Consider the following 20,495-nt stretch of genomic DNA (forward strand, 5'->3'; position numbering starts at 1 on the left):
ACCCCTCATCACCTGACAAGGAATCACCATGCATCCCACGAGGCGCGCCCTCGCCCTCGGCCTCGCCCTGCCCGCGACGCTGGCCGCCCTGGTCGGTGCCGGACCCGCGAGCGGCCCGGCCGTCGCGGCCGGCGACGACCGGCGCGAGCCGAAGCCGACCGTCGTCCTGGTCCACGGAGCGTTCGCGGACGCCTCCAGCTGGAACGGCACCATCCGGCGGCTGCAGCACGCCGGTTACCCCGTCCTGGCGCCCGCGAACCCGCTGCGCGGCCTCGCCGCCGACACCGCCTACCTGCGCGGTGTGCTGGCCGCCGTCGAGGGGCCCGTCGTCCTGGTCGGGCACTCCTACGGCGGCGCGGTCATCAGCGGTGCCGCGGTGGGCGACCGGCGGGTGAAGGCTCTCGTGTACATCGCCGCCTTCACCCCGGACAAGGGCGAGAGCGCGGCCGAGCTCGCCGCCAAGTTCCCCGGCTCCACGCTCGGCGACACCGTGAACCCGGGGTCGTACCCGCTGCCCGGCGGTGGCAGCGGCACCGAACTCACCATCGAACAAGACAAGTTCCACCGGCAGTTCGCCGCCGATGTCCCCGCCGACGAAGCGGCCGTCATGGCGGCGTCGCAGCGCCCGGTGGCCACCACGGCGCTGGAGGAGAAGGCCGGCGAGGGGGCGTGGAAGACGATCCCGTCCTGGGCGCTGGTCGCCACCGCCGACAAGAACATCCCGCCGGCCGCGCAGCGGTGGATGGCCCGGCGCGCCGGCTCGCACGTCACCGAAGTGGACGCGTCGCACGCCGTGGCCGTCTCCCGCCCGGCGGTGGTCAGCCACGTGATCCTCGCGGCGGCGCGCGCGACCCGCTAGCCACCGGCCCGATCCCTCTCCAACACCCCTTAGGAGCACAGCTCATGACGAACCGTCCGGTCCTCGAACCCGCCGCCCAGGCGTTCGCCGACGCCACCGCCCAGCCGCCGTACCTCTACCAGATCCCCGTGGCCGAAGGCCGCAAGGCCGTGGACGACGTCCAGAACGGCGAGGGCGTGCCCCTGCCCGAGGTCGACGAGGAGTGGATCACCGTCCACGGAGGCCCGACCGGTGACGTCCGCGCCCGGATCGTCCGCCCCCGCGGCGCCACCGGCCCGCTTCCCGTCATCCTCTACATCCACGGCGCGGGCTGGGTCTTCGGCAACGCCCACACCCACGACCGGCTCGTCCGCGAACTCGCCGTCGGCACCGGGGCGGCCGTGGTGTTCCCCGAGTACGACCTCTCGCCCGAGGCGCGCTACCCCGTCGCGATCGAGCAGAACTACGGCGTCGCCCAGTGGGTCGCCCGCGAGGGGCGGCACAAGGACCTCGACGGCACCCGGATCGCCGTCGCGGGCGACTCGGTCGGCGGCAACATGAGTGCGGCGCTCACCCTCATGGCCAAGCGGCGCGGCGACGTGAAGCTCGTCCAGCAGGTCCTCTTCTACCCGGTCACGGACGCGAGCTTCGACACCGACTCGTACCACCTGTTCGCCGAGGGCTACTTCCTGCGCCGCGACGCCATGAAGTGGTTCTGGGACCAGTACACGACGGACGAGGCCGAGCGGGCCCAGGTCACGGCCTCGCCGCTGCGCGCCTCCACCGAGCAGCTCACCGGCCTGCCGCCGGCCCTGGTCATCACCGCCGAGGCGGACGTCCTGCGCGACGAGGGCGAGGCGTACGCGGCGAAGCTCCGTGCGGCCGGCGTCCCCGTCACCGCCCTGCGCGTCCAGGGAGCCATCCACGACTTCGTGATGCTGAACGCGCTGCGCGACACGTGGGCCGCGGACCTCGCCATCGGTCTCGCCACCGACACCCTCCGGAAGGCCCTCGCATGACCACGACCGGTCCTTCGGCGAGCATGCCGGTGGCGGGCCTCGTGCCCGCCCCGCGGCAGGAGCGCGAGCACGCCGACCTCCTCGTCCGCAACGCCAAGGTGTTCACGGGCGACCCCGAACGCCCCGCGGCCCGCGCCGTCGCGATCCGCGACGGCCGGGTCGCGGCCCTCGGCGACGACCACGACCTCGCCCACCTCGTCGGGCCCGGCACCAAGGTCGTCGACGCCCTCGGCCGCCGGGTGATCCCCGGCCTGAACGACTCGCACCTGCACGTGATCCGGGGCGGCCTGAACTACGTCCTGGAGCTGCGCTGGGACGGGGTCCGCAGTCTGCGCCAGGCTCTGGCGATGCTGCGCGAGCAGGCCGGCCGGACGCCCAAGGGGCAGTGGATCCGGGTCGTCGGCGGCTGGACCGCCGAACAGTTCGCGGAGCGGAGGATGCCGACCGTCGCCGAGTTGAACGCGGCCGCCCCCGACACCCCGGTGTTCGTCCTGCACCTGTACCAGTCGGCGCTGATGAACCGGGCCGCGGTGCGGGCCGCCGGTTTCACCCGGGAGACGCCCGACCCGCGCGGCGGGCAGATCGTCCGGGGCCGGGACGGCGAACCCAACGGCGTCCTCCTCGCCGCTCCGAGCGCTCTCGTCCTGTACTCGACCCTGGCCAAGGCACCGGCCCTGGACGAGGCCGACAAGCGGACGTCGACGCGCCACTTCCTGCGCGAACTGAACCGCTTCGGGCTGACCTCCGCCGTCGACGCCGCCGGCGGGTTCCAGAACTTCCCCGACAACTACGCCACGGTCACCGACCTCGCCGGGTCGGGGGAGCTGTCCCTCCGGATCGCCTACCACCTCTTCCCGCAGACCGCCGGGCAGGAGCTCGCCGACCTCAAGCGCTGGACCGAGACGGTCAAGCCCGGGGACGGCGACGAGTGGCTCCGGCTCAACGGCGCGGGCGAGAACCTGACGTGGGCCGCCGCCGACTTCGAGAACTTCTCCGAGCCCCGGCCCGAGCTCGCCGCGGGCTACGAGACCGAGTTCGAGAGCGCCGTACGGCTCCTGCTGGAGAACGGCTGGGGTTTCAGGCTCCACGCGACGTACGACGAGACGATCCGCCGCGACCTGGCCGTCTTCGAGAAGCTCGCCGCGGAGGGGCTCTTCCCCGGCGGCAACCGCTGGCTCTTCGACCACGCGGAGACCGTCTCGGGCGCCAGCCTCGACCGGATCGCCGCCCTCGGCGGAGCCGTATCGGTCCAGAACCGGATGTCCTTCCAGGGCGCCGCCTTCCTCGACCGCTACGGCCCCGAGGCCGCCGCCCACACCCCGCCGGTCCGGGCCATGCTCGACCGCGGCCTGACGGTCGCCGCCGGAACCGACGCGACCCGCGTCTCCTCGTACAACCCGTGGGTCGCCCTCCACTGGCTGGTCACCGGGCGCACCGTCGGCGGCACCGCGCTCTACCCGGCCGGGAACCTCGTCGACCGGGAGACCGCCCTCGGCCTCTACACCCGGGGCGGAGCGCGGCTCACCGGCGAGGAGGACGTCAAGGGAACCCTGCGGGAGGGCTGTTACGGCGACCTCGCCGTCCTCTCCGACGACTTCCTCACCGTGCCCGAGGACGTCATTCCCGACATCGAGTCCGTCCTGACCGTCGTCGGAGGGCGCGTCGTCTACGCGACCGCCGAGTACGAGGGACTCGACGAGGCCGTCCCGCCGGTGCACCCGGAATGGAGCCCCGTGGCCCACTTCGGCGGCTACCAGAGCGGCGCCCGCCAGGCCTCGCTCGTGGCCGAGGCCGCCGCCGAGTCCGAGCGGCACCGCCGCTGGCGCGTGGCGCGCGGCTCCGCTCCCGACACGCGGCCGTCGTTCGTCGACCCCTGCTTCGCGCACTGAGAAGAGAGACCCCCGATGACCGACGCCCCGCAGGACGCCCTGCCGGAACGCCGTTTCGAGCCGGACCTCCGGTCGATGACACGGATCAACCTGCGGCCCATCGCCTCACCCATGCCGCTCGGGTTCTTCACGATCGCCATCGCGTCCGTGATGACGGGCTGCCTCCAGCTCGGGATCCTCGGCGAGGAGGCCCGCACCGCCGTCGCCCTCACCGTGCTTCCGGCCTTCGTCCTCCAACTCCTCGTCAGTTTCCTGGCCTTCGGTGCCCGTGACGTGATCGCGGCCACGCTGATGGCGGTGTTCGCCGGCAGCTGGCTGCCCTACGCGCTCATCATGCTCAGCGGCGCGGCCGACGGTCTGAAGGTCCTCGGCGTCCTCAACCTCGCGCTCCTCTGCTTCGGCGCGCTGATGACCGCCGTGACCGGGCCCAAGCGGGCGCTGTGGCTCGTCCTCGCCGTCTCCCTGCCCCGCTGGGCGGCCACCGGCCTCGCGGGCGTCACCGGCGCCGAATGGCTGACGCGCACGTCGGGGGCGCTCGGCCTGGTCGTCGCGCTGGTCGCGATGTACACGGCGTTCGCCCTGATGCTCGAGGACATGCGCGGCGAGCAGGTCCTTCCCCTCGGCCGCAGCGGCCCCGCCCACGTCGCCGTGGAAGGCGACCTCGCCGTCCAGCTCCGCAACCTGGAACGCCAGGCAGGCGTGCGCCGCACCCTCTGAAGCCGGCCACCTCCCCCGTAACACCACCCCCAGACAGGAGTCCCCATGGAACCCCGGGTCCTCGACCGCCCCGAGAAGTCCCGCTACGAGATCCTCGCGGAGTCCGACGCCGACGCCGAGACCGCCGGTTTCGCCGAATACCACCTGTCCGAGGGCGAGATCGCCTTCATCCACACCGAGATCGATCCCCGCTTCGGCGGCCGGGGGCTCGGCGGGCTCCTCGCCCGCGGCGCCCTCGACGACGCCCGGGCCCTCGGGCTGCGCGTCCTGCCCTACTGCCCCTTCATCCGGGGCTGGATCGGCAAGCACCCCGAGTACGCCGACCTGGTGCCCGAGGCACGCCGCGCCCGCTTCGGCCTGTAGCGGGAGACGCGCATCTCGAACGATTGGTCTATGTCGTTCGAACCCGGTAGCTTTCCGGAACGCCCGTCGAGAACGTGCGGCGGGCGATCGGAGGAAGCACACCCATGAGGTTCGGCGCGAGGCTCGCGCTCGCCGTCACCACCCTCGCCGTCACCGCCACCGCCTGCGGCACACCGCAGGACAGCGGTTCGCGGTCGCACACCACCGCGGAGTGCGCACCGTACGCCCGCTACGGCAGGCATCCGGGCACCGAGGTCACCGTCTACGCGGAGAACCGGGACCGGGAGGCCGACCTGTTCGAAGAGACGTGGGCGGACTTCGCCGACTGCACGGGAATCGACGTCCAGTACGAGGGGGACGGGGAGTTCGAGGCCCGGATCCAGCTGCGGGTCGACGGCGGCAACGCCCCCGACGTGGCGTTCTTCCCTCAGCCGGGCCTCATGGAACGCTACGCGCGGGCGGGGAAGCTCAAGCCCGTGAGCGCGGGGGTCGAGGCCCTCGCGAAGCGGGGCTGGTCGGCGGACTGGAACAGTTACGCGACGGTGGACGGGACCCTGTACGGCACTCCGCTGGTCGCGAACGTGAAGTCGTTCGTCTGGTACTCCCCGACGTTCTTCCGGGACAGGGGACTGGCCGTTCCCCGCACGTGGACGGAGCTGATGGCCGTCACCGAGAAGGTGGCGGCCTCGGGCGTCAAGCCGTGGTGCGCGGGCGTCGAGTCCGCAGAGGCGACCGGCTGGCCCGTGACGGACTGGATCGAGGACGTGCTCCTCCGCCAGCAGGGCACGGACGTCTACGACCGATGGGTCGACCACGAGATCCCGTTCGACGACCCGCGAGTGATCAAGGCCATGGACACCGTGGGGTCCGTCCTCAAGAACGACCGGTACGCCAACGGCGGTTTCGGTCCGGCCCGGTCGATGGCGTCGATCTCCTTCCAGGAGGCCGGCACACCGGTCCTCTCCGGCGACTGCGCCATGCACCGCCAGGCCTCGTTCTACGCCGACATGTGGCCGAAGGGCACCGAGATCGGACCGGACAAGGACGTCTACGCCTTCCTCCTGCCGGGTGCCGACCCGGCGAGCCGGCCCGTGCTCGGCGGCGGGGTGTTCGCCACGGCGTTCGCCGACCGACCCGAAGTGCGGGCGTTCCAGGAGTACCTGGCCTCCGCCGACTTCGCGAACACGCGGATGACCAAGGGCCCGTTCGTCTCGGCGAACAAGGCCGTGGATCCGGCGAACGCCGCGACGCCGGTCGACAAGCTCTCGATCCAGCTCCTCCAGGACCCCAGGACACAGTTCAGGTTCGACGGTTCGGACCTGATGCCGGCGTCGGTCGGCGCGGGGACGTTCTGGAAGGGAGCCGTCGACTGGATCGGCGGCGCGAGCAGCCGACAGGTCGCCGGCACCATCGAACGGTCCTGGCCGAGCCGGTGATGTCCTTCGACGCCGTCGCCCAGCAGCCCAAACTGCTGTACCTGCTCCAGGGCCTCGCCGCCTTCGCGGCGGTCGTCTCCCTGGTCCTCCTCGCCCTGCACCGGGGGCCGGCGCGGAGGAGGGGCGCGGCCCTGATCCTGCTGGCCCCCGCGCTGCTCCTGCTCACGATCGGTCTCCTCCTGCCCGGACTGCGCACCCTCGCGCTGTCGTTCACCGGCAGCGGCGGGGACACCTGGGCCGGCCTCGACAACTACGTGTGGATGTTCACCGACCACCGGGCGCTCGTGGCGCTGCGCAACACCCTGGCGTGGGTGGTCCTCGTGCCGTCGGTGTCCACCGCGGTGGGTCTGCTGTACGCGGCTGCCGTCGCCCGCTCACGGTTCAGGACCTTCGCGCTGTCCCTGGTCCTGACGCCGATGGCGGTCTCCTTCGTCGGCGCCGGTGTCGTCTGGAAGTTCGTCTACGCCTACCGTCCCGCGGAGGCCGGGCAGATCGGAGTGCTGAACCAGCTCGTCGTCGCGTTCGGCGGCGAACCGAGGCAGTGGCTCGTGGACTCTCCCTGGAACGTCCTGCTCCTCATCGTGGCGATGGTGTGGACCCAGGCGGGCTTCGCCGCCGTCCTGCTGACCGGCGCGATCAGAGCCGTACCCGGGGAGCTGACCGAGGCCGCCCGGCTCGACGGCGCGTCCCCCAGGGAGGTCTTCCGCTGGATCACCGTGCCGTCGATCAGGCCCACGCTGCTCGTCGTGCTCCTCGCCCAGGCGATCGGCACCCTCAAGGCCTTCGACATCGTCAAGACGACGACCGGCGGGCAGTTCGACACCGGCGTCATCGCCCACGAGATGTACGACCAGGCCTTCCGCTACGGCGAGACGGGCCGCGGCTCGGCGCTCGCCGTGCTCCTCTTCCTGCTCGTCACACCCTTGGTCGCCCACCAGGTCCGGGCGTGGCGGAGGGCGGGGTGAACGGCGCCCGGGAGCGGCTGGCCTCCCGCGCCTTCACGTCGGTCGCCGTGGTGATCGCGGTCCTCTGGACGACACCGACCCTCGGGCTCCTGCTCTCCTCGTTCCGCCCCGAGCGGGAGATCAAGACGACCGGCTGGTGGACCCTGTTCGGCACCCCGCACCTCACGCTCGACAACTACGGCGAGGTGCTGTCCGGCGGCCGGAACGGGTCGGGGCGGCTCGCGGAGCACTTCGTCAACTCCGTCGTCATCACCGTGCCCTCGGTGCTGTTCCCGCTCGTCCTGGCCTTCCTCGCCGCGTACGCCCTGGCCTGGATCGACTTCAGGGGGCGCGACGCGCTGGCCGTCGGCGTCTTCGCGCTCCAGGCCGTGCCGCTCCAGATGGCGCTCGTCCCGCTCCTGAAACTGGTCTCCCAGGGCTGGCTGTTCCTGCCCGCATGGCACCTCACCGGTCCCGCGCGGTTCGGCCAGGTCTGGTTCGCCCACACGGTCTTCGCGCTGCCGTTCGCGGTGTTCCTCCTGCACAACTTCCTGGCCGGGCTGCCCCGGGAGCTGATCGAGGCCGCCCGCGTCGACGGCGCCACGCACGGCACGCTGCTGCTCCGGATCGTGCTGCCGCTCGCCCGCCCGGCCCTGGTCAGCCTCGCCGTCATCCAGTTCGTCTGGGTGTGGAACGACCTCCTCGTGGCACTCACCCTGTCCGGCGGCACGGCCGAGACCGCGCCGATGACGGTCAGACTCGCGGGCCTGGCCGGGACCTACGGCAACGAATGGCAGCGGCTCACCGCGGGAGCCTTCGTGGCCGCGCTCGTCCCACTCCTCGTCTTCTTCCTCCTCCGCAAGCACTTCGCACGGGGGCTGCTCGCCGGATCGGTCAAGGGATGAGCGACGAACGGCCCGACGAGGGGAACACGGCGAAGGGGCTGAGCCGACCCGGGCTTCGGGGCCGCGAAGCCGAAATGGGGCGGCTGCGCGCCCTGGCCGAGACGGTGCGCGACGGGGAGGGAGGCGCGATCGCGCTGCTCCTCGGCGAGCCCGGGATCGGGAAGACCGCGCTGCTCCAGGAGGCCGTCTCGCTCGCACGGTCCCAGGGATTCCTCGTCAGCCACGGACGCGCGGAGGAACTGCACGAACTGGCGCCGCTCGCCTCACTGGCCTCGGGCCTCCTGCACGGTGACCCGCCGCTGCTCACCGGCGCGGACTTCGCGGACCTCGCCGGCCACCACGACCAGCGCATCTGGCTCGTCGAACGACTGGCCCAGCTGATCGAGGAACGCTCGGCCGGCAGGCCCGTACTCATCGCGGTCGACGACGTCCAATGGGCCGACCCACTGAGCCGTTTCGCCCTGAGCGTCATGCCGGCGCGGCTGCTCAGCTCCCCGGTCCTGTGGCTGCTCACGAGCCGGGAGAACCCGGAGCTGTACGGGCAGGGGCCGCTGACGACGACCCTCCACCTGCGGCCGCTGTCCGAGACGGCCGTCTCCGAGCTGGCACGCGACGTCCTCGGCGGGGACGTGCCGGCGCGGGTCGAGGAGCTCCTCGACGGGGCGGGCGGCAACCCCTTCCTCGCGGCCGAGATGCTCGCGGGCATCGCGGCGACGGGAGCCGACGGGCCGGAGACGCCCGAGCGGCTGGTCCTCGGCGTACGCGGCCGACTGGCCGACCTGCGGCCTGACACCCTGCACTTCCTGCGGATCGGCTCGGTCCTCGGCCGCGCGTTCTCGCTCTCCGACGCTGCCGCCCTGTGCGGCCGGGCCGCCTCCGCGCTGAGCGCCGAGGTGGACGAGGCGATCGGCGCCGCCCTCCTCCACGACGACGGCGAGCGCCTCCTGTTCCGCCACGACCTGCTCCGCCAGGCGGTGTACGCCGACCTCGCCCCCTCCGTACGCCGGGCGCTGCACCGGGAGGCCGCGAGCCGGCTCGTCGCGGCGGGCCGGAGCTCAGGCGACGCCGTCCCGCACCTGCTGAAGAGCGCCGAACCCGGCGACCTGGAGGCGATCGGCCTCCTCCGCACCGCCGCCGACGACGTGATCGCCGTGATGCCCGACCTCGCCGCCGACCTGGCCGTACGCGCCCTGGAACTCGTACCGCCCCGCGCGGCCCTGGTCCACGAGGTGGGGGAGCGGGCCGTCGTCGCCCTGACCCGCGCGGGCCGGTACACCCAGGCACGGGACACCGGCGACGCGCTGCTCGCCCGGCAGCCCGCCCTCGACGTCTTCGCCCGACTGCAGTCCGTACTCGGCGACGCCCTCTGGCACCTCGACGACGTCCACGAACTGACCCGCCGCACGACGACGGCGCTGGCGGCCGTCACCGACCCCGCCATCCGCGCCCGGCTGACCGCCCGGCAGGCTCTGGCACGGTCGCGCGGCAGCGACCTCGGGGCCGCACGCGAGACCGGGGAGCGGGCGCTCGCCGAGGCGGAGCGGGCCGGTGACCGGGAGGCGCGCGTCCTCGCGCTGTGGGGCCTCGGCGAGATCGCCCTCAACGCGGGCGACTGCGCCGCCGCCCTCGAACACCACACCGCGCTCAGCGTGTTCGACTCCGCCTTCCTTCCCGAGGAGGCCGTCGCCCTGATCCACATGGACGAGTTCGACGCCGTACGGAGACTCCTCCGGTCGGCGGGCGACACCCCCCTGCGCCCCGCCATGCTGATCTGGGTCCAGGGAACCCTGAACCTGGCGCTCGGGCGGCTCGACGACGCGGACGCCGACTTCGTCACCGCCGAGCGCCTCGAAGCGGACCTCCAGGTGCCCGGAAACCAGGTCAACATCCGCGTCAACCGAGGCCTCCTCGCCCTGCTGCGCGGCGACCGTGACGCCGCCCGGGAACACCTCGACGTCGTGCGGGCGGCCGTCGCCGACCGGCCGAACACCGGCAACCACGCCACGCACCGGTACTTCGAGGCCGTCGTCGCCGACGCCGACGGCGACCACCCGGAAGCCGCCGAGCACCTCCGGTCGGTGCAGCGCGACCACCCCTTCCTCCGGTGGCGGCTGCTCCGCCCCCACGTCGTCCAGGCCGTGCGGATCGCCCTGCGCGGCGGAGACCGCAAGCTGGCCGAGGACCTCGCCGCCCAGGCCGCCGCACACGCCACCCGCAACCCCACCGTGCCCACCGCGCAGGGCGCGGCAGCCCACGCCGCCGGCCTGGTGAACGCCGACCCCGCCCTCCTGGAGCGGGCGGTGGCCATCCTCCTCGACGGCCCCCGGCCACTGGCCCTGGCCGCCGCCTCCGCCGACCTCGGACGCGCCCTCCTGGCCTCCGGCGACGCCGCCGCGGCCCCCGCCCTGAGCAGGGCGCACGACCTCTACGCCCAGGCCGGGGCCGACGCCGAGGCCGATCGGGTACGTGCCGAACCCGACCGGGCCGCGAGCCGCACCGGCCGGCGCACCGGCCGCCTCCGGCCGCGCACCGACCAGGGCTGGGACGCGCTCACGGCCTCGGAACGGAAGGTGGCCCGGCTGATCGCCGCCGGACACACCAACCGGTCGGCCGCCGACGCCCTCGTCGTCTCGCCGCACACGGTCAACACCCATCTGGCGTCGATCTTCCGCAAGCTCGCGGTCCGCTCCAGGGTCCACCTGGCCCGGATCGTCCTCGCCGAGGACGAGGACACGACCGCAGACGACGCCTGAGGGTGAACTCTGCGCCCCCGTGCAAGGCGTGGTGCGCGGCACGGCAACCGGAGGCACCGGGCCGGTCCTAGCGTGACGGGCACACCGCGCCGCTTCGACGCGCGGACCAGCCACCCCGAATCGAGGACGCAACCCCATGCCGTACATCACCGTGGGCCAGGAGAACACCAACCCCATCGAGCTGTACTTCGAGGACCAGGGCGCCGGACAGCCCGTCGTCCTCATCCACGGATTCCCGCTCGACGGCCACTCCTGGGAGCGCCAGAGCGCCGCACTGCTCGACGCCGGCTACCGCGTCATCACCTACGACCGCCGCGGCTTCGGGCGCTCGTCGCAGCCGACCACCGGCTACGACTACGACACCTTCGCCGCCGACCTGAACACCGTGATGGACACCCTCGACCTGAAGGACGCCGTCCTCGTCGGCTTCTCGATGGGCACCGGCGAGGTCGCCCGCTACGTCTCGACGTACGGCTCCGGCCGCGTCGCCAAGGTCGCGTTCCTGGCCTCGCTCGAACCCTGCCTGCTCAAGAGCGACGACAACCCGGACGGCGTCGCCCCGAAGGAGTTCTTCGACGGCGTCGTCGCCGCCGTCAAGGCCGACCGGTACGCCTACTACACCGCCTTCTTCAACGACTTCTACAACCTCGACGAGAACCTGGGCAGCCGCATCAGCGAGGAAGCGGTCCGCAACAGCTGGAACACCGCCGCCCGCGGCGGCTCCTTCGCCGCCTCCGCCGCGCCGGCCACCTGGTACACCGACTTCCGCGCCGACATCCCCGCCGTCGACGTCCCGGCCCTCATCCTGCACGGCACCGCCGACCGCATCCTGCCCGCCGACGGCACCGCGCGCCCCTTCCACAAGGCGCTCCCCTCGGCCGACTACGTCGAGATCGAGGGCGCCCCGCACGGCCTGCTCTGGACGCACGCCGACGAGGTCAACACCGCCCTCCTCGCCTTCCTGGCGAAGTGACGACCCGCCCCTGACCGGCCGGGGCGGCGCCGGAGCCCCGGCGTCCCCCGGCCGGAAGCGGGACGGTTCGCATGACTCATACTGATCCGCCGTATGAGCATCGACCGAGTGACGACAAGGACCGCGCCCGAAGAGCCCGACGGCGCACCGACACCCCTGCGCGGCAGGGACGCCGAACTGGCGTTCATCGAGGAGCGGTTGGACGCGCTCGGCCGGGGCGAGGGCGGGATCGTCCGGGCGGAGGGCCCCGCGGGAATCGGCAGGTCCAGGATTCTCGCCGAGGCCGCGGCGGCCGCGAGGCGACGGGGCACGCGGGTGTTCGCGGGGGCCGCGGACCCCGACGAACTGTTCGTACCGCTCGGCCCGCTCCTGGAAGCCGTACTCTGCGGCGACGAACCGCTGTCGGGCGCCCAGCGGCTCCGCGACCTCGCCACCACCCCCGGCCAGCGGTTCTGGCTGCTCCAGGAACTGGGGGACCGGCTGCGGGAGGCGGCGCGGAACGGACCCCTGCTCGTCGTCCTCGACGACCTCCAGTGGTGCGACGACCTCACCCTCCTCACCTTCCACACCCTCGCGGCGGGACTCTCGTCCCACCCGATCCTGTGGCTGGTCGCCGTGCGCGGCGGCAGCGTGCCGTCAGGAGTACGCACCACCCTGGACCGGATCCGTCAGGCCGGCGCGCACGAGCTGGCCATCGGGGCCCTGGAGGACCGCGCCGTCGCCCGGATCGCCGAGGACGTCCTCGGCGCCCCGCCCGGCCCGGACGTCCTCCGCCTCGCCCACCGCGCCGAGGGGGTGCCCCAGCTGCTGGTCGAGCTGCTCGGCTCGCTGCGCGAGGAGGCGGTGACGATCGAGAACGGCCTGGCCGGGCTGCCGGCCGGACCGCCCGCACCACGGCAACTCCCCTCGGTCGCCCGCCGCCTCGACCAGCTGTCCGACGAGGCGCGGGAGCTGGTGCAGACGGCCGCCGCCGTGGGCGGCACGGTCACCGTCGCGCTGCTCGCCGAACTGCTCGGCAGGTCCTCGGCGGCGCTCATCACCGCCGTACGGGAATCCCTCGACGCCGATCTGCTCGCCGAGAGCGGCGACCGCCTAGCCTTCCGCCACGACCTGATCCGCGAAGCGGTGGAAGCCGGCCTCCCCCTGCCCCTGCGCCAGGCCCTGCGCCGACAGGCCGCCGGGCCGACGCCGGGAACACCGGCCGACGCCACGGAGACCGAGAAGCGGGCCCGGAGGGACGCCGCGGCGGCCGACCGGCTGCGCACCGAAGCGGCGGAACTCGCGACCACCGCTCCCGGACCCGCCGCTGAGCGCAGCCTCAAGGCCCTGGAACTCGCCGGCGCGGACGCTCAGGAGCGGCCGGGGATCATCGCCGAGACGATCCCGCTGCTCTGGCAGACGGACCGGGCCGCCCAGGCGCGGGAGCTGGGCGCGTCCGCCCTCGCGGCCGGCGGTCTCGGAGCCGAGGACGAGGCGCTCATACGCCTCGCCCTGGCACGCCTCGCCATACCGTTCGACTTCTCCGAAGCCGTCCGGCAGGCCCGCGCCGGGGCGGACCTGCCCGGTGTCCCCGTGGCCGCGAGGGGACGGCTGCTCGCCATGCTCGCGGTCGGCCTGTCGATGTCGGGCGAGCACGCGGCGGCCGAACAGGTCGCCGCGGAGGCGTGGGAGACCGCGGCGGCGGCGGGGGACCGCACCGCGGAGGCCACCCTGACGACGGTCAGGTCGGCCGTGAGCTTCCACCGCATGGACCTGACCGAGGCGTTCCGGCAGGCCGAGCGGTCCGCCGCGCTGGCCGACGCCCTGGGCATCAGCACCTCCCTGTGGGTTCCCGAAGCCCTGTGGCACGCCCTCCTGGCCAACACCACCGGACGCTCCGCCGAGGCGCTCGCCGTCGCGGACGAGGGCATCCGGGTCACCGGGGAGCAGGGCCGGACGGCCGCCACCCGCATGTGGCTCATGACCCGCTCCCGCGTCCTGCTGGAGGCCGGACGCCTCGCGGACGCCCGGGCGGACTGCGAGGCCGCGTCCGCGCCCGACGACCCAGGACCCGGCAACCTCGCCGACGTCACGCTCCGGTACGTGATGCTGCGCGTCGCGCTCCACACCGGCGACCGGCGGACCGTCCGGGCGTACGCGGCGGAGGCCAGGCGCATGCGGAGCGACGGCGCACCCGTCGTCCGCCACTTCGGCTCCTGGATGCTGGCGCTGACGGCCGACTTCGAGGGCCGGCCCGACCGGGCCATGGCCGAACTCGACGAGGTGATGACGTCACCCGCCGAGGACCGGCCCGCCTACGCCGGACTGATCGACCCCGCCGACGCCCCGGTGCTCGTCCGCCTGGCACTGAGGGCGGGCGCACTGGAGCGGGCCGCGCAGGCCGTCGCCCAGGCCGAGCGGCGAGCCGCGCTCAATCCCGGCCTCACGTTCCTCGCCGCCACCGCCGCGCACGCCCGGGGACTCCTCGACAACGACCTCGCCCCACTCGTGCGCGCCGTCCGGCTGTACGAGGACTGCCCCAGGGTGCTGGCCCGGGCGTCGGCACTGGAGGACGCCGGACGCAAACTGGCCGCCACCCGGAGGTCCGAGGCGGTGCCGTACTTCGAGAAGGCCCTCGCGCTCTACGCGCACGCGGGCGCCGAACGGGACGTCGCACGGACGCGCCGGCGCCTGCGGGCCGCCGGCGTCCGCAAGCGGCCCGCGCCGGCCGGACTCGACGGCCACTGGCCGGAACTGACCGCCGCGGAGGCACGGGTGGTGCGGCTGGTCGCCGGAGGGCTCACCAACCGGCAGGCGGCGGAAGAGCTCTCCCTCTCACCCCACACGGTCGGCTCGCACCTGCGCCGGGCCTTCACGAAGCTGGAGGTCACCTCGCGCACGGAGCTGACCCGGCTGGTGCGGCAGCGTGACCACGCAGAGTGATCGCTTCGTATCCCCCATGGGTGACGTGGCAATGGACGATTCATGCGATGTGCCGGCGTCGTCGTTTCCTCAGAATGATCAAGAGCCACGGAACGGGGAGTTCCACGGCGAACCGTTGATCGAGAGAGGAACAGCGCATGACCGTAAGGCTCCAGCGAGCCCGCCCTGGCAGCCCCGAGCTCCAGGCGCTCGTCGACGAACTCGCGGAGCGGCTCGGCCGGTCCGTCGCCGTCGACGACCCGCTGGTCCGCATGGTCTGCACGAGCCGCCACTTCGGCGACGAGGACCCGGTGCGCATCGGCACCCTGCTCCAGGGCCGCGCCGACAACGCGGCCATCCGCTACGTCCTCGCCCAGGGCGTCACCCAGTGGCCGCGGCCCGGATTCATCGACGGCCGTGACGATCTCGGACTGCTGCCCCGGTACGTCGTCCCCCTGCGCGAGCGCGGGCACCTCCTCGGCCTGCTCGTGGTGGTCGTGCCCGAGAAGGCCCTGGGGGAGGAGGAGACCGGCGCCATCGCCCTGGCCGCCGCCGCCATGTCGGCCCAGATGTACGGCGAGCACATCGCCGGCGACACCCGGAAGACCGACGAGCGGGACCTCGCCCTCGCACTCGTCGGCACCGATGTCGCCGTCCGCACCACCGCCCGTCGGCGCGGCAAGGAACTCGGGCTGCTCGGGGCCGCGGAGCACGTCCTGGTCACGGTCGTCCAGCTCAGCTGCGGGACGGAGCTCGTGCGGCATGCCGAAGCGGCCCTGTGGGCGGCGCTCGAGGGATACCGGCAGACGCGCTCCGCCCAGGGCCTCATCGCGATCGGCAAGGAGCGGGCGCTCCTGCTCCAGCTGCGCGACCGGCCGCCGTACCCGGACGAGGTCGCCGCCCAGTCCGCCCGCATCCTCGGCGAACTCCGCACCTTCCTGGACCCATCGGCCGACCCCGTGATCGGCGTCGGTGGCCGGCACACCTCCCTGGACGAGGCCTGGACGTCGTACGAGCAGGCGCTCGTGGCGGCCCGCGCGGCCCGCCGGCTGCCCTCCCTGAAGAGCGTCGGCGACTGGGACCTCCTGGGGGAGCTCGCCGTGCTGCTCCAGCTCCCCGAGCACGCCCTGAACGCGTCCCTGGTCCCGAAGCCGCTCCGCACCCTGACCGGTGCCCACGGCGGCGACCGCCTGCGGGACACCCTGCGCTGCTTCCTCGAACACGCGGGGTCCATCCCGAAGACCGCGGAGTCGCTGGGCATCCACCGCACCTCGCTGTACTACCGCCTGCGCCAGATCCAGGAGATCACCGGCCTTGACCTCGACGACGGCGCCCACCGGCTCACCCTGCACCTCGGCCTCAGGGTCGGGGAACTCCTCGCCCCTGACGCCCGCGCGGCCGGCTGACCCGGGACTCGCTTCGACAAAGCGAGGAGGATCCACGGCCCGATTCCTACAGCTCGCGGTGGTGCGGGCGACGGGCCCCATTCGATGATGTTCGGGAAGGGCGGGGCTGACGTACCGCCTCTGACCAGGGGAGATTCCATGAGGGAACTGATCACGGCGGACGGCGCGCGGCTCGCCTACCAGGACACCGGCGGCGAGGGCGTCCCCCTGGTGATGCTGCACGGCTGGGGCCAGACGCAGGCGATGTTCCGCCACCAGGTCGAGGGTCTCGCGCCCGGTCGGCGCGTCGTCACCGTCGACCTCCGCGGCCACGGGAAGTCGGGCAGACCGCGTCACGGCCATCGCGTCGCCCGGCTCTCCCGCGACGTCCTCGAACTCGTCGACCACCTCGGTCTCGACCGGTTCGACGCACTGGGCTGGTCCATGGGCGTCTCGGTGTGGTGGAGCTTCGTCGACCAGTACGGAACCGGACGGATCCGGCGCTTCGTCGCCGTCGACCAGCCCGCGGCGGTCGCCGCCGTGCCCTGGATGACCGAGCGGGAACAGCGGGAGTCCGGCGCCATCTTCGACGTGTCGGGGCTGCTGTACCTGGGCGCGGCCCTGGCGGGCCCCGAGGGCGACACGGTCCGCGCCGACTTCGTGCGCGGCATGTTCTCCGGCGACCCCGACCCCGAGATGCTGGCCTTCGTCGCCGAGGAGATCGGTTCCACACCCGCCCGCGAGGGCGTACCGCTGCTGTTCGACCACTGCGCGCAGGACTGGCGGGACGTGCTCCCCCGGATCGATGTGCCGACCCTGGTGATCGGCTGCGAGGGAAGCCATGTGCACCCCGACTCTCAGCGGTTCGTCGCCGCACGCATCCCCGGCGCACGGCTGCATGTCTTCCCCTCCGACGTGGCGAGCTCGCACTTCCCCTTCCTGGAGAACCCGCCGGCCTTCAACGCCGTGGTGGAGAAGTTCCTGACCGAGGAGCCGGCGAGAGGGGCCTGAACCCGCCCTCGACTCGTACGAACCCACGGCTAGGAATCCCCATGACCCTCACACTGATGCCCCGTACCTCCGAACGGGCCACCTGGAAGGCGCCCGAACAGGCCTCGCCGTCCTCCCGCTCGGGGTGGCTGGTCCAGATGCTCTCCGAGATGCCGGACGCCGACGACCGGAACCACGTCTACCTCGGCGTCCATGTCCGTGGCCCCGTCACCGTCGTCCACGAGCGCTCCGAGACCCCGCTGGAACCCAACGACCTGGTCTTCTGCGACCCGGCGCGACGGCACCCGCTGCGGTTCGGCGAGGACGGCCGGATGATCTTCTTCCGGGTGCCGCGCTGCTACCTGGGCGTCACGGACGCGGAACTGGACCGGGTGCTCGGCGTCCCCGTACGCGGTGGGGAGGGGATCGGCGCGCTGGCGTCCGACTTCCTGACCGCGCTGGCCGCCAGGACGGAGTTCCGCCGGTCCACGATCGGGGACCGGCGTGCCAGGACGGCCGTGCACCTCCTCTCCGTCCTGGTCATGGAGCTCCTCGAAGCGGACACGACGGACGCGGCGGCCGAAGCGTACGGAACCGGCAACGAGATGCTGTCCCGCATCCACGCCCACATCGAGGAACACCTGATGGACCCGGACCTCTCGCCGGAGTCGATCGCGCGCGCCCACCACATCTCCGTCCGCTACCTGCAGAAGCTGTTCCAGAACGACGGCAGCACGGTGAGCCAGTGGGTACGGCAGCGCAGGCTCGAGTCCTGCCGGTTCGAACTGGGCCGCTCCACCCGGCGCATCTCCATGGCCGCGCTGGCACACCGCTGGGGCTTCAGCAGCCCCTCCCACTTCAGCCGCACCTTCCGCGGCGCCTACGGCATGAGCCCCAGCGAATGGCAGGCCCTGGCGACCTCGGCCTTCGCACCGATGCCCGCCGACGCCCAGGACGGGCCACGGCGCTGACAAGCAGCGCTCCGTCCCGCCCGACACCGAGAAGAGAACTCGCATGCCCCACCCCACCGTCGTCCTCGTGCACGGTGCCTTCGCCGACGCGACCGGCTGGATAGGCGTCATCGCGGAACTGCGGAGCAGCGGCATCCCGGTGATCGCCCCGTCCAACCCGCTCCGGGGCCTGGCGTCGGACGCCGCCTACCTCGCCTCCGTGCTGACGCAGCTCGAGGGCCCGGCCTTACTGGTCGGCCACTCGTACGGCGGTGCGCTGATCACCGTGGCCGGCGTCGCGAAGAACGTCGTGGGGCTCGTCTACGTGGCCGCCTACGTCCCCCACGAGGGCGAGAGCCTCGGCCGGCTCCAGGAGACCTTCCCCGCTCCGCCGCTGACGCGCCACCTGAAGGAATGGACCTATCCGCGCCACGACGGCACCCCCGCGGTCGAGGTCACCATCGACGAGACGGCGTTTCCCTCCCTCTTCGCGGCCGACGTCCCCGAGGACGTCGCCGGTGTCCTGGCGGCGGCCCAACGCCCCCTCGCCGCCTCGGCGTTCAGCGAGACCGCGGCCGTCGCGGCCTGGCGGACCAAACCGTCCTGGGCCCTGGTCACCGGGGCCGACCGCGCCATCAGCCCCGAAGTCCAGCGCTTCGGCGCCACCCGGGCCGGCGCCGTCGTCGTCGAACTCCCCGACGCCTCCCACGCCGTCGCCCTCTCCGAACCCACCAGAGTCGCCGACCTGATCAGGACCGCGGTACGAGCGACGAGCCGATCGGGCGATCTGGCCGGTGATCGCGCCTGACGAACCGCCGCGGAGGGCCGAGGGAGTACGGTCGGGTCGGTCGTGTCGTACATCACCAGGTCACCGATGCGTTGACGGACACAGCGAACGGAGAGCAACCGTGATTGTCGGAGTCCTCGAAGAGGCGCGGGCGGGTGAGCACCGTGTCTCGGCCACGCCGGCGACCGTCGAACAGTTGCGCAAGCTGGGGTACGAGGTGGTGGTCGACTCCGGTGCGGGTACGGCGGCCGGTTTCCCCGACAGCGCGTACGAGGCCGTGGGGGCGCGTATCGGGGACGCGGTGGCCGCCGACGTGGTGCTGGGCGTGAACGCTCCGAGCCCCGCGCAGTTGGACGGTGTGCGGCCTGGGGCGACGGTGATCGCCCTGTTCGCGCCGGCGTTCGATCCGGCGATGGTGGAGGAGTTGGGGCGTCGGCCTTTCACGGCGCTTTCGATGGATGCCGTGCCCCGGATCAGCCGGGCGCAGTCGATGGATGTGCTGTCGTCGATGGCGAACATCGCGGGGTATCGGGCGGTGGTGGAGGCGGCGCACGAGTTCGGGCGGTTCTTCACGGGTCAGGTGACGGCGGCGGGGAAGGTGCCGCCGGCGCGGGTGCTGGTGGCGGGTGCGGGCGTTGCCGGTCTGGCGGCGATCGGGACGGCGGGCTCGCTGGGCGCGATCGTGCGGGCGACCGATCCGCGTCCGGAGGTCGCCGACCAGGTCCGCTCGCTCGGCGGTGAGTATCTGTCGATCGAGTCGGCGGAGGCCGAGGTCTCCAAGACGGGTTACGCCAAGGAGATGGGCGAGGACTACAAGGCGCGCGAGGCCGAGCTGTACGCGGCGCAGTGCCGCGAGGTCGACATCGTGATCACCACCGCGCTGATTCCCGGGCGTCCGGCGCCGACGCTGCTGACGGCGGAGATGGTGGCGAGCATGCGGCCGGGTTCGGTGATCGTGGACATGGCGGCCGCGAACGGCGGCAACGTCGAAGGCACGGTCAAGGGCGAGAAGACCGTCACCGAGAACGGCGTGACGATCATCGGCTACACCGATCTGGCGGGTCGGCTGCCGGCCCAGGCCTCGCAGCTGTACGGCACCAATCTGGTCAACCTGCTGAAGCTGATGACGCCGGACAAGGACGGCCGTCTGGTCCTGGACTGGGACGACCCGGTGCAGCGCTCGATCACCGTCGTACGCGAAGGAGAGTCGGCCTGGCCGCCCCCGCCGGTGCAGGTCTCGGCGGCCCCGGCCCCGGCCGTACCCACCGCGACGGCCGTGCCGGTGGCGAGGACGCCGGTGACGGCGGGCCGGAAGTTCGGCGGGGTGGCGCTGGCGGCCCTCGTCCTGTTCCTCGCCGCGGGCTTCGCCCCGGCGGCGCTGCTGCCCCACCTCACGGTGTTCGTGCTGGCGATCGTGATCGGCTACTACGTGATCGGGCACGTCCACCACGCCCTGCACACACCGCTGATGTCGGTGACGAACGCGATCTCCGGGATCATCGTGGTCGGCGCCCTGCTGCAGATCGGGCACGGGGAAACCACGGTCACGGTCCTCTCGGCGGTCGCGATCCTGCTGGCCAGTATCAACGTCTTCGGCGGCTTCGCGGTGACGCGTCGCATGCTCGCCATGTTCAACAGGAGCTGA

General features: G+C 72.9%; 16 protein-coding genes. All 16 read left to right on the plus strand.

Annotated elements, in window-relative coordinates; all coding sequences use genetic code 11:
* The first annotated feature begins 28 nt into the window (after positions 1-28).
* Positions 29-859: an alpha/beta fold hydrolase gene (locus tag ACZ7G1_RS13100; protein ID WP_470871467.1), complete on the plus strand. Its 831-nt coding sequence runs from the start codon at positions 29-31 to the stop codon at positions 857-859.
* A 44-nt stretch (positions 860-903) separates the two neighbouring features.
* Positions 904-1,857 carry an alpha/beta hydrolase gene (locus ACZ7G1_RS13105; RefSeq protein WP_470871465.1) on the plus strand — a complete coding sequence of 318 codons (954 nt, stop codon included), beginning with the start codon at positions 904-906 and terminating at the stop codon, positions 1,855-1,857.
* Entirely contained in the window at positions 1,854-3,746 is a 1,893-nt protein-coding gene (locus ACZ7G1_RS13110; protein WP_470871463.1) for an amidohydrolase, read from the plus strand. The genes ACZ7G1_RS13105 and ACZ7G1_RS13110 overlap by 4 nt, the downstream gene beginning before the upstream one ends.
* 15 nt (positions 3,747-3,761) lie before the next feature.
* Positions 3,762-4,463, plus strand: coding sequence for a GPR1/FUN34/YaaH family transporter (locus tag ACZ7G1_RS13115; protein ID WP_470871461.1), 702 nt, complete (start codon positions 3,762-3,764; stop codon positions 4,461-4,463).
* Between the two features lie 45 nt (positions 4,464-4,508).
* A complete protein-coding gene (locus ACZ7G1_RS13120; protein WP_470871460.1) occupies positions 4,509-4,826 on the plus strand; it encodes a GNAT family N-acetyltransferase in 318 nt (105 codons plus the stop codon).
* Positions 4,827-4,930: 104 nt separating this feature from the next.
* On the plus strand, positions 4,931-6,262 hold the full coding sequence (locus ACZ7G1_RS13125; protein WP_470871458.1) for an ABC transporter substrate-binding protein: 1,332 nt from the start codon (positions 4,931-4,933) through the stop codon (positions 6,260-6,262).
* Positions 6,262-7,227 (plus strand): carbohydrate ABC transporter permease, encoded by a 966-nt coding sequence (locus ACZ7G1_RS13130; RefSeq protein WP_470871456.1) that lies wholly within the window; start codon positions 6,262-6,264, stop codon positions 7,225-7,227. Before ACZ7G1_RS13125 ends, ACZ7G1_RS13130 begins: the two co-directional genes overlap by 1 nt.
* The gene (locus ACZ7G1_RS13135) at positions 7,224-8,111 is read left to right on the plus strand and encodes a carbohydrate ABC transporter permease (RefSeq protein WP_470871454.1); all 888 of its coding nucleotides are present in this window, start codon (positions 7,224-7,226) and stop codon (positions 8,109-8,111) included. The genes ACZ7G1_RS13130 and ACZ7G1_RS13135 overlap by 4 nt, the downstream gene beginning before the upstream one ends.
* Positions 8,108-10,864: a helix-turn-helix transcriptional regulator gene (locus ACZ7G1_RS13140; RefSeq protein WP_470871453.1), complete on the plus strand. Its 2,757-nt coding sequence runs from the start codon at positions 8,108-8,110 to the stop codon at positions 10,862-10,864. Before ACZ7G1_RS13135 ends, ACZ7G1_RS13140 begins: the two co-directional genes overlap by 4 nt.
* Positions 10,865-11,000: 136 nt before the next feature.
* Entirely contained in the window at positions 11,001-11,837 is an 837-nt protein-coding gene (locus ACZ7G1_RS13145) for an alpha/beta fold hydrolase (RefSeq protein WP_470871451.1), read from the plus strand.
* Between the two features lie 93 nt (positions 11,838-11,930).
* Positions 11,931-14,759, plus strand: coding sequence for an ATP-binding protein (locus tag ACZ7G1_RS13150; protein ID WP_470871449.1), 2,829 nt, complete (start codon positions 11,931-11,933; stop codon positions 14,757-14,759).
* Positions 14,760-14,896: 137 nt separating this feature from the next.
* Complete coding sequence (locus ACZ7G1_RS13155) at positions 14,897-16,144, plus strand: PucR family transcriptional regulator (protein WP_470871447.1); 1,248 nt, start codon at positions 14,897-14,899, stop codon at positions 16,142-16,144.
* A 138-nt stretch (positions 16,145-16,282) separates the two neighbouring features.
* Complete coding sequence (locus ACZ7G1_RS13160) at positions 16,283-17,134, plus strand: alpha/beta fold hydrolase (RefSeq protein ID WP_470871446.1); 852 nt, start codon at positions 16,283-16,285, stop codon at positions 17,132-17,134.
* Positions 17,135-17,175: 41 nt separating this feature from the next.
* The gene (locus ACZ7G1_RS13165) at positions 17,176-18,084 is read left to right on the plus strand and encodes a helix-turn-helix domain-containing protein (protein WP_470871444.1); all 909 of its coding nucleotides are present in this window, start codon (positions 17,176-17,178) and stop codon (positions 18,082-18,084) included.
* A 43-nt stretch (positions 18,085-18,127) separates the two neighbouring features.
* The gene (locus ACZ7G1_RS13170) at positions 18,128-18,871 is read left to right on the plus strand and encodes an alpha/beta fold hydrolase (protein WP_470871443.1); all 744 of its coding nucleotides are present in this window, start codon (positions 18,128-18,130) and stop codon (positions 18,869-18,871) included.
* Positions 18,872-18,971: 100 nt separating this feature from the next.
* Positions 18,972-20,495, plus strand: a complete 1,524-nt coding sequence (locus ACZ7G1_RS13175) for a Re/Si-specific NAD(P)(+) transhydrogenase subunit alpha (RefSeq protein ID WP_470871441.1) — start codon at positions 18,972-18,974, stop codon at positions 20,493-20,495.

This window comes from Streptomyces sp. NPDC037273, assembly GCF_055603625.1.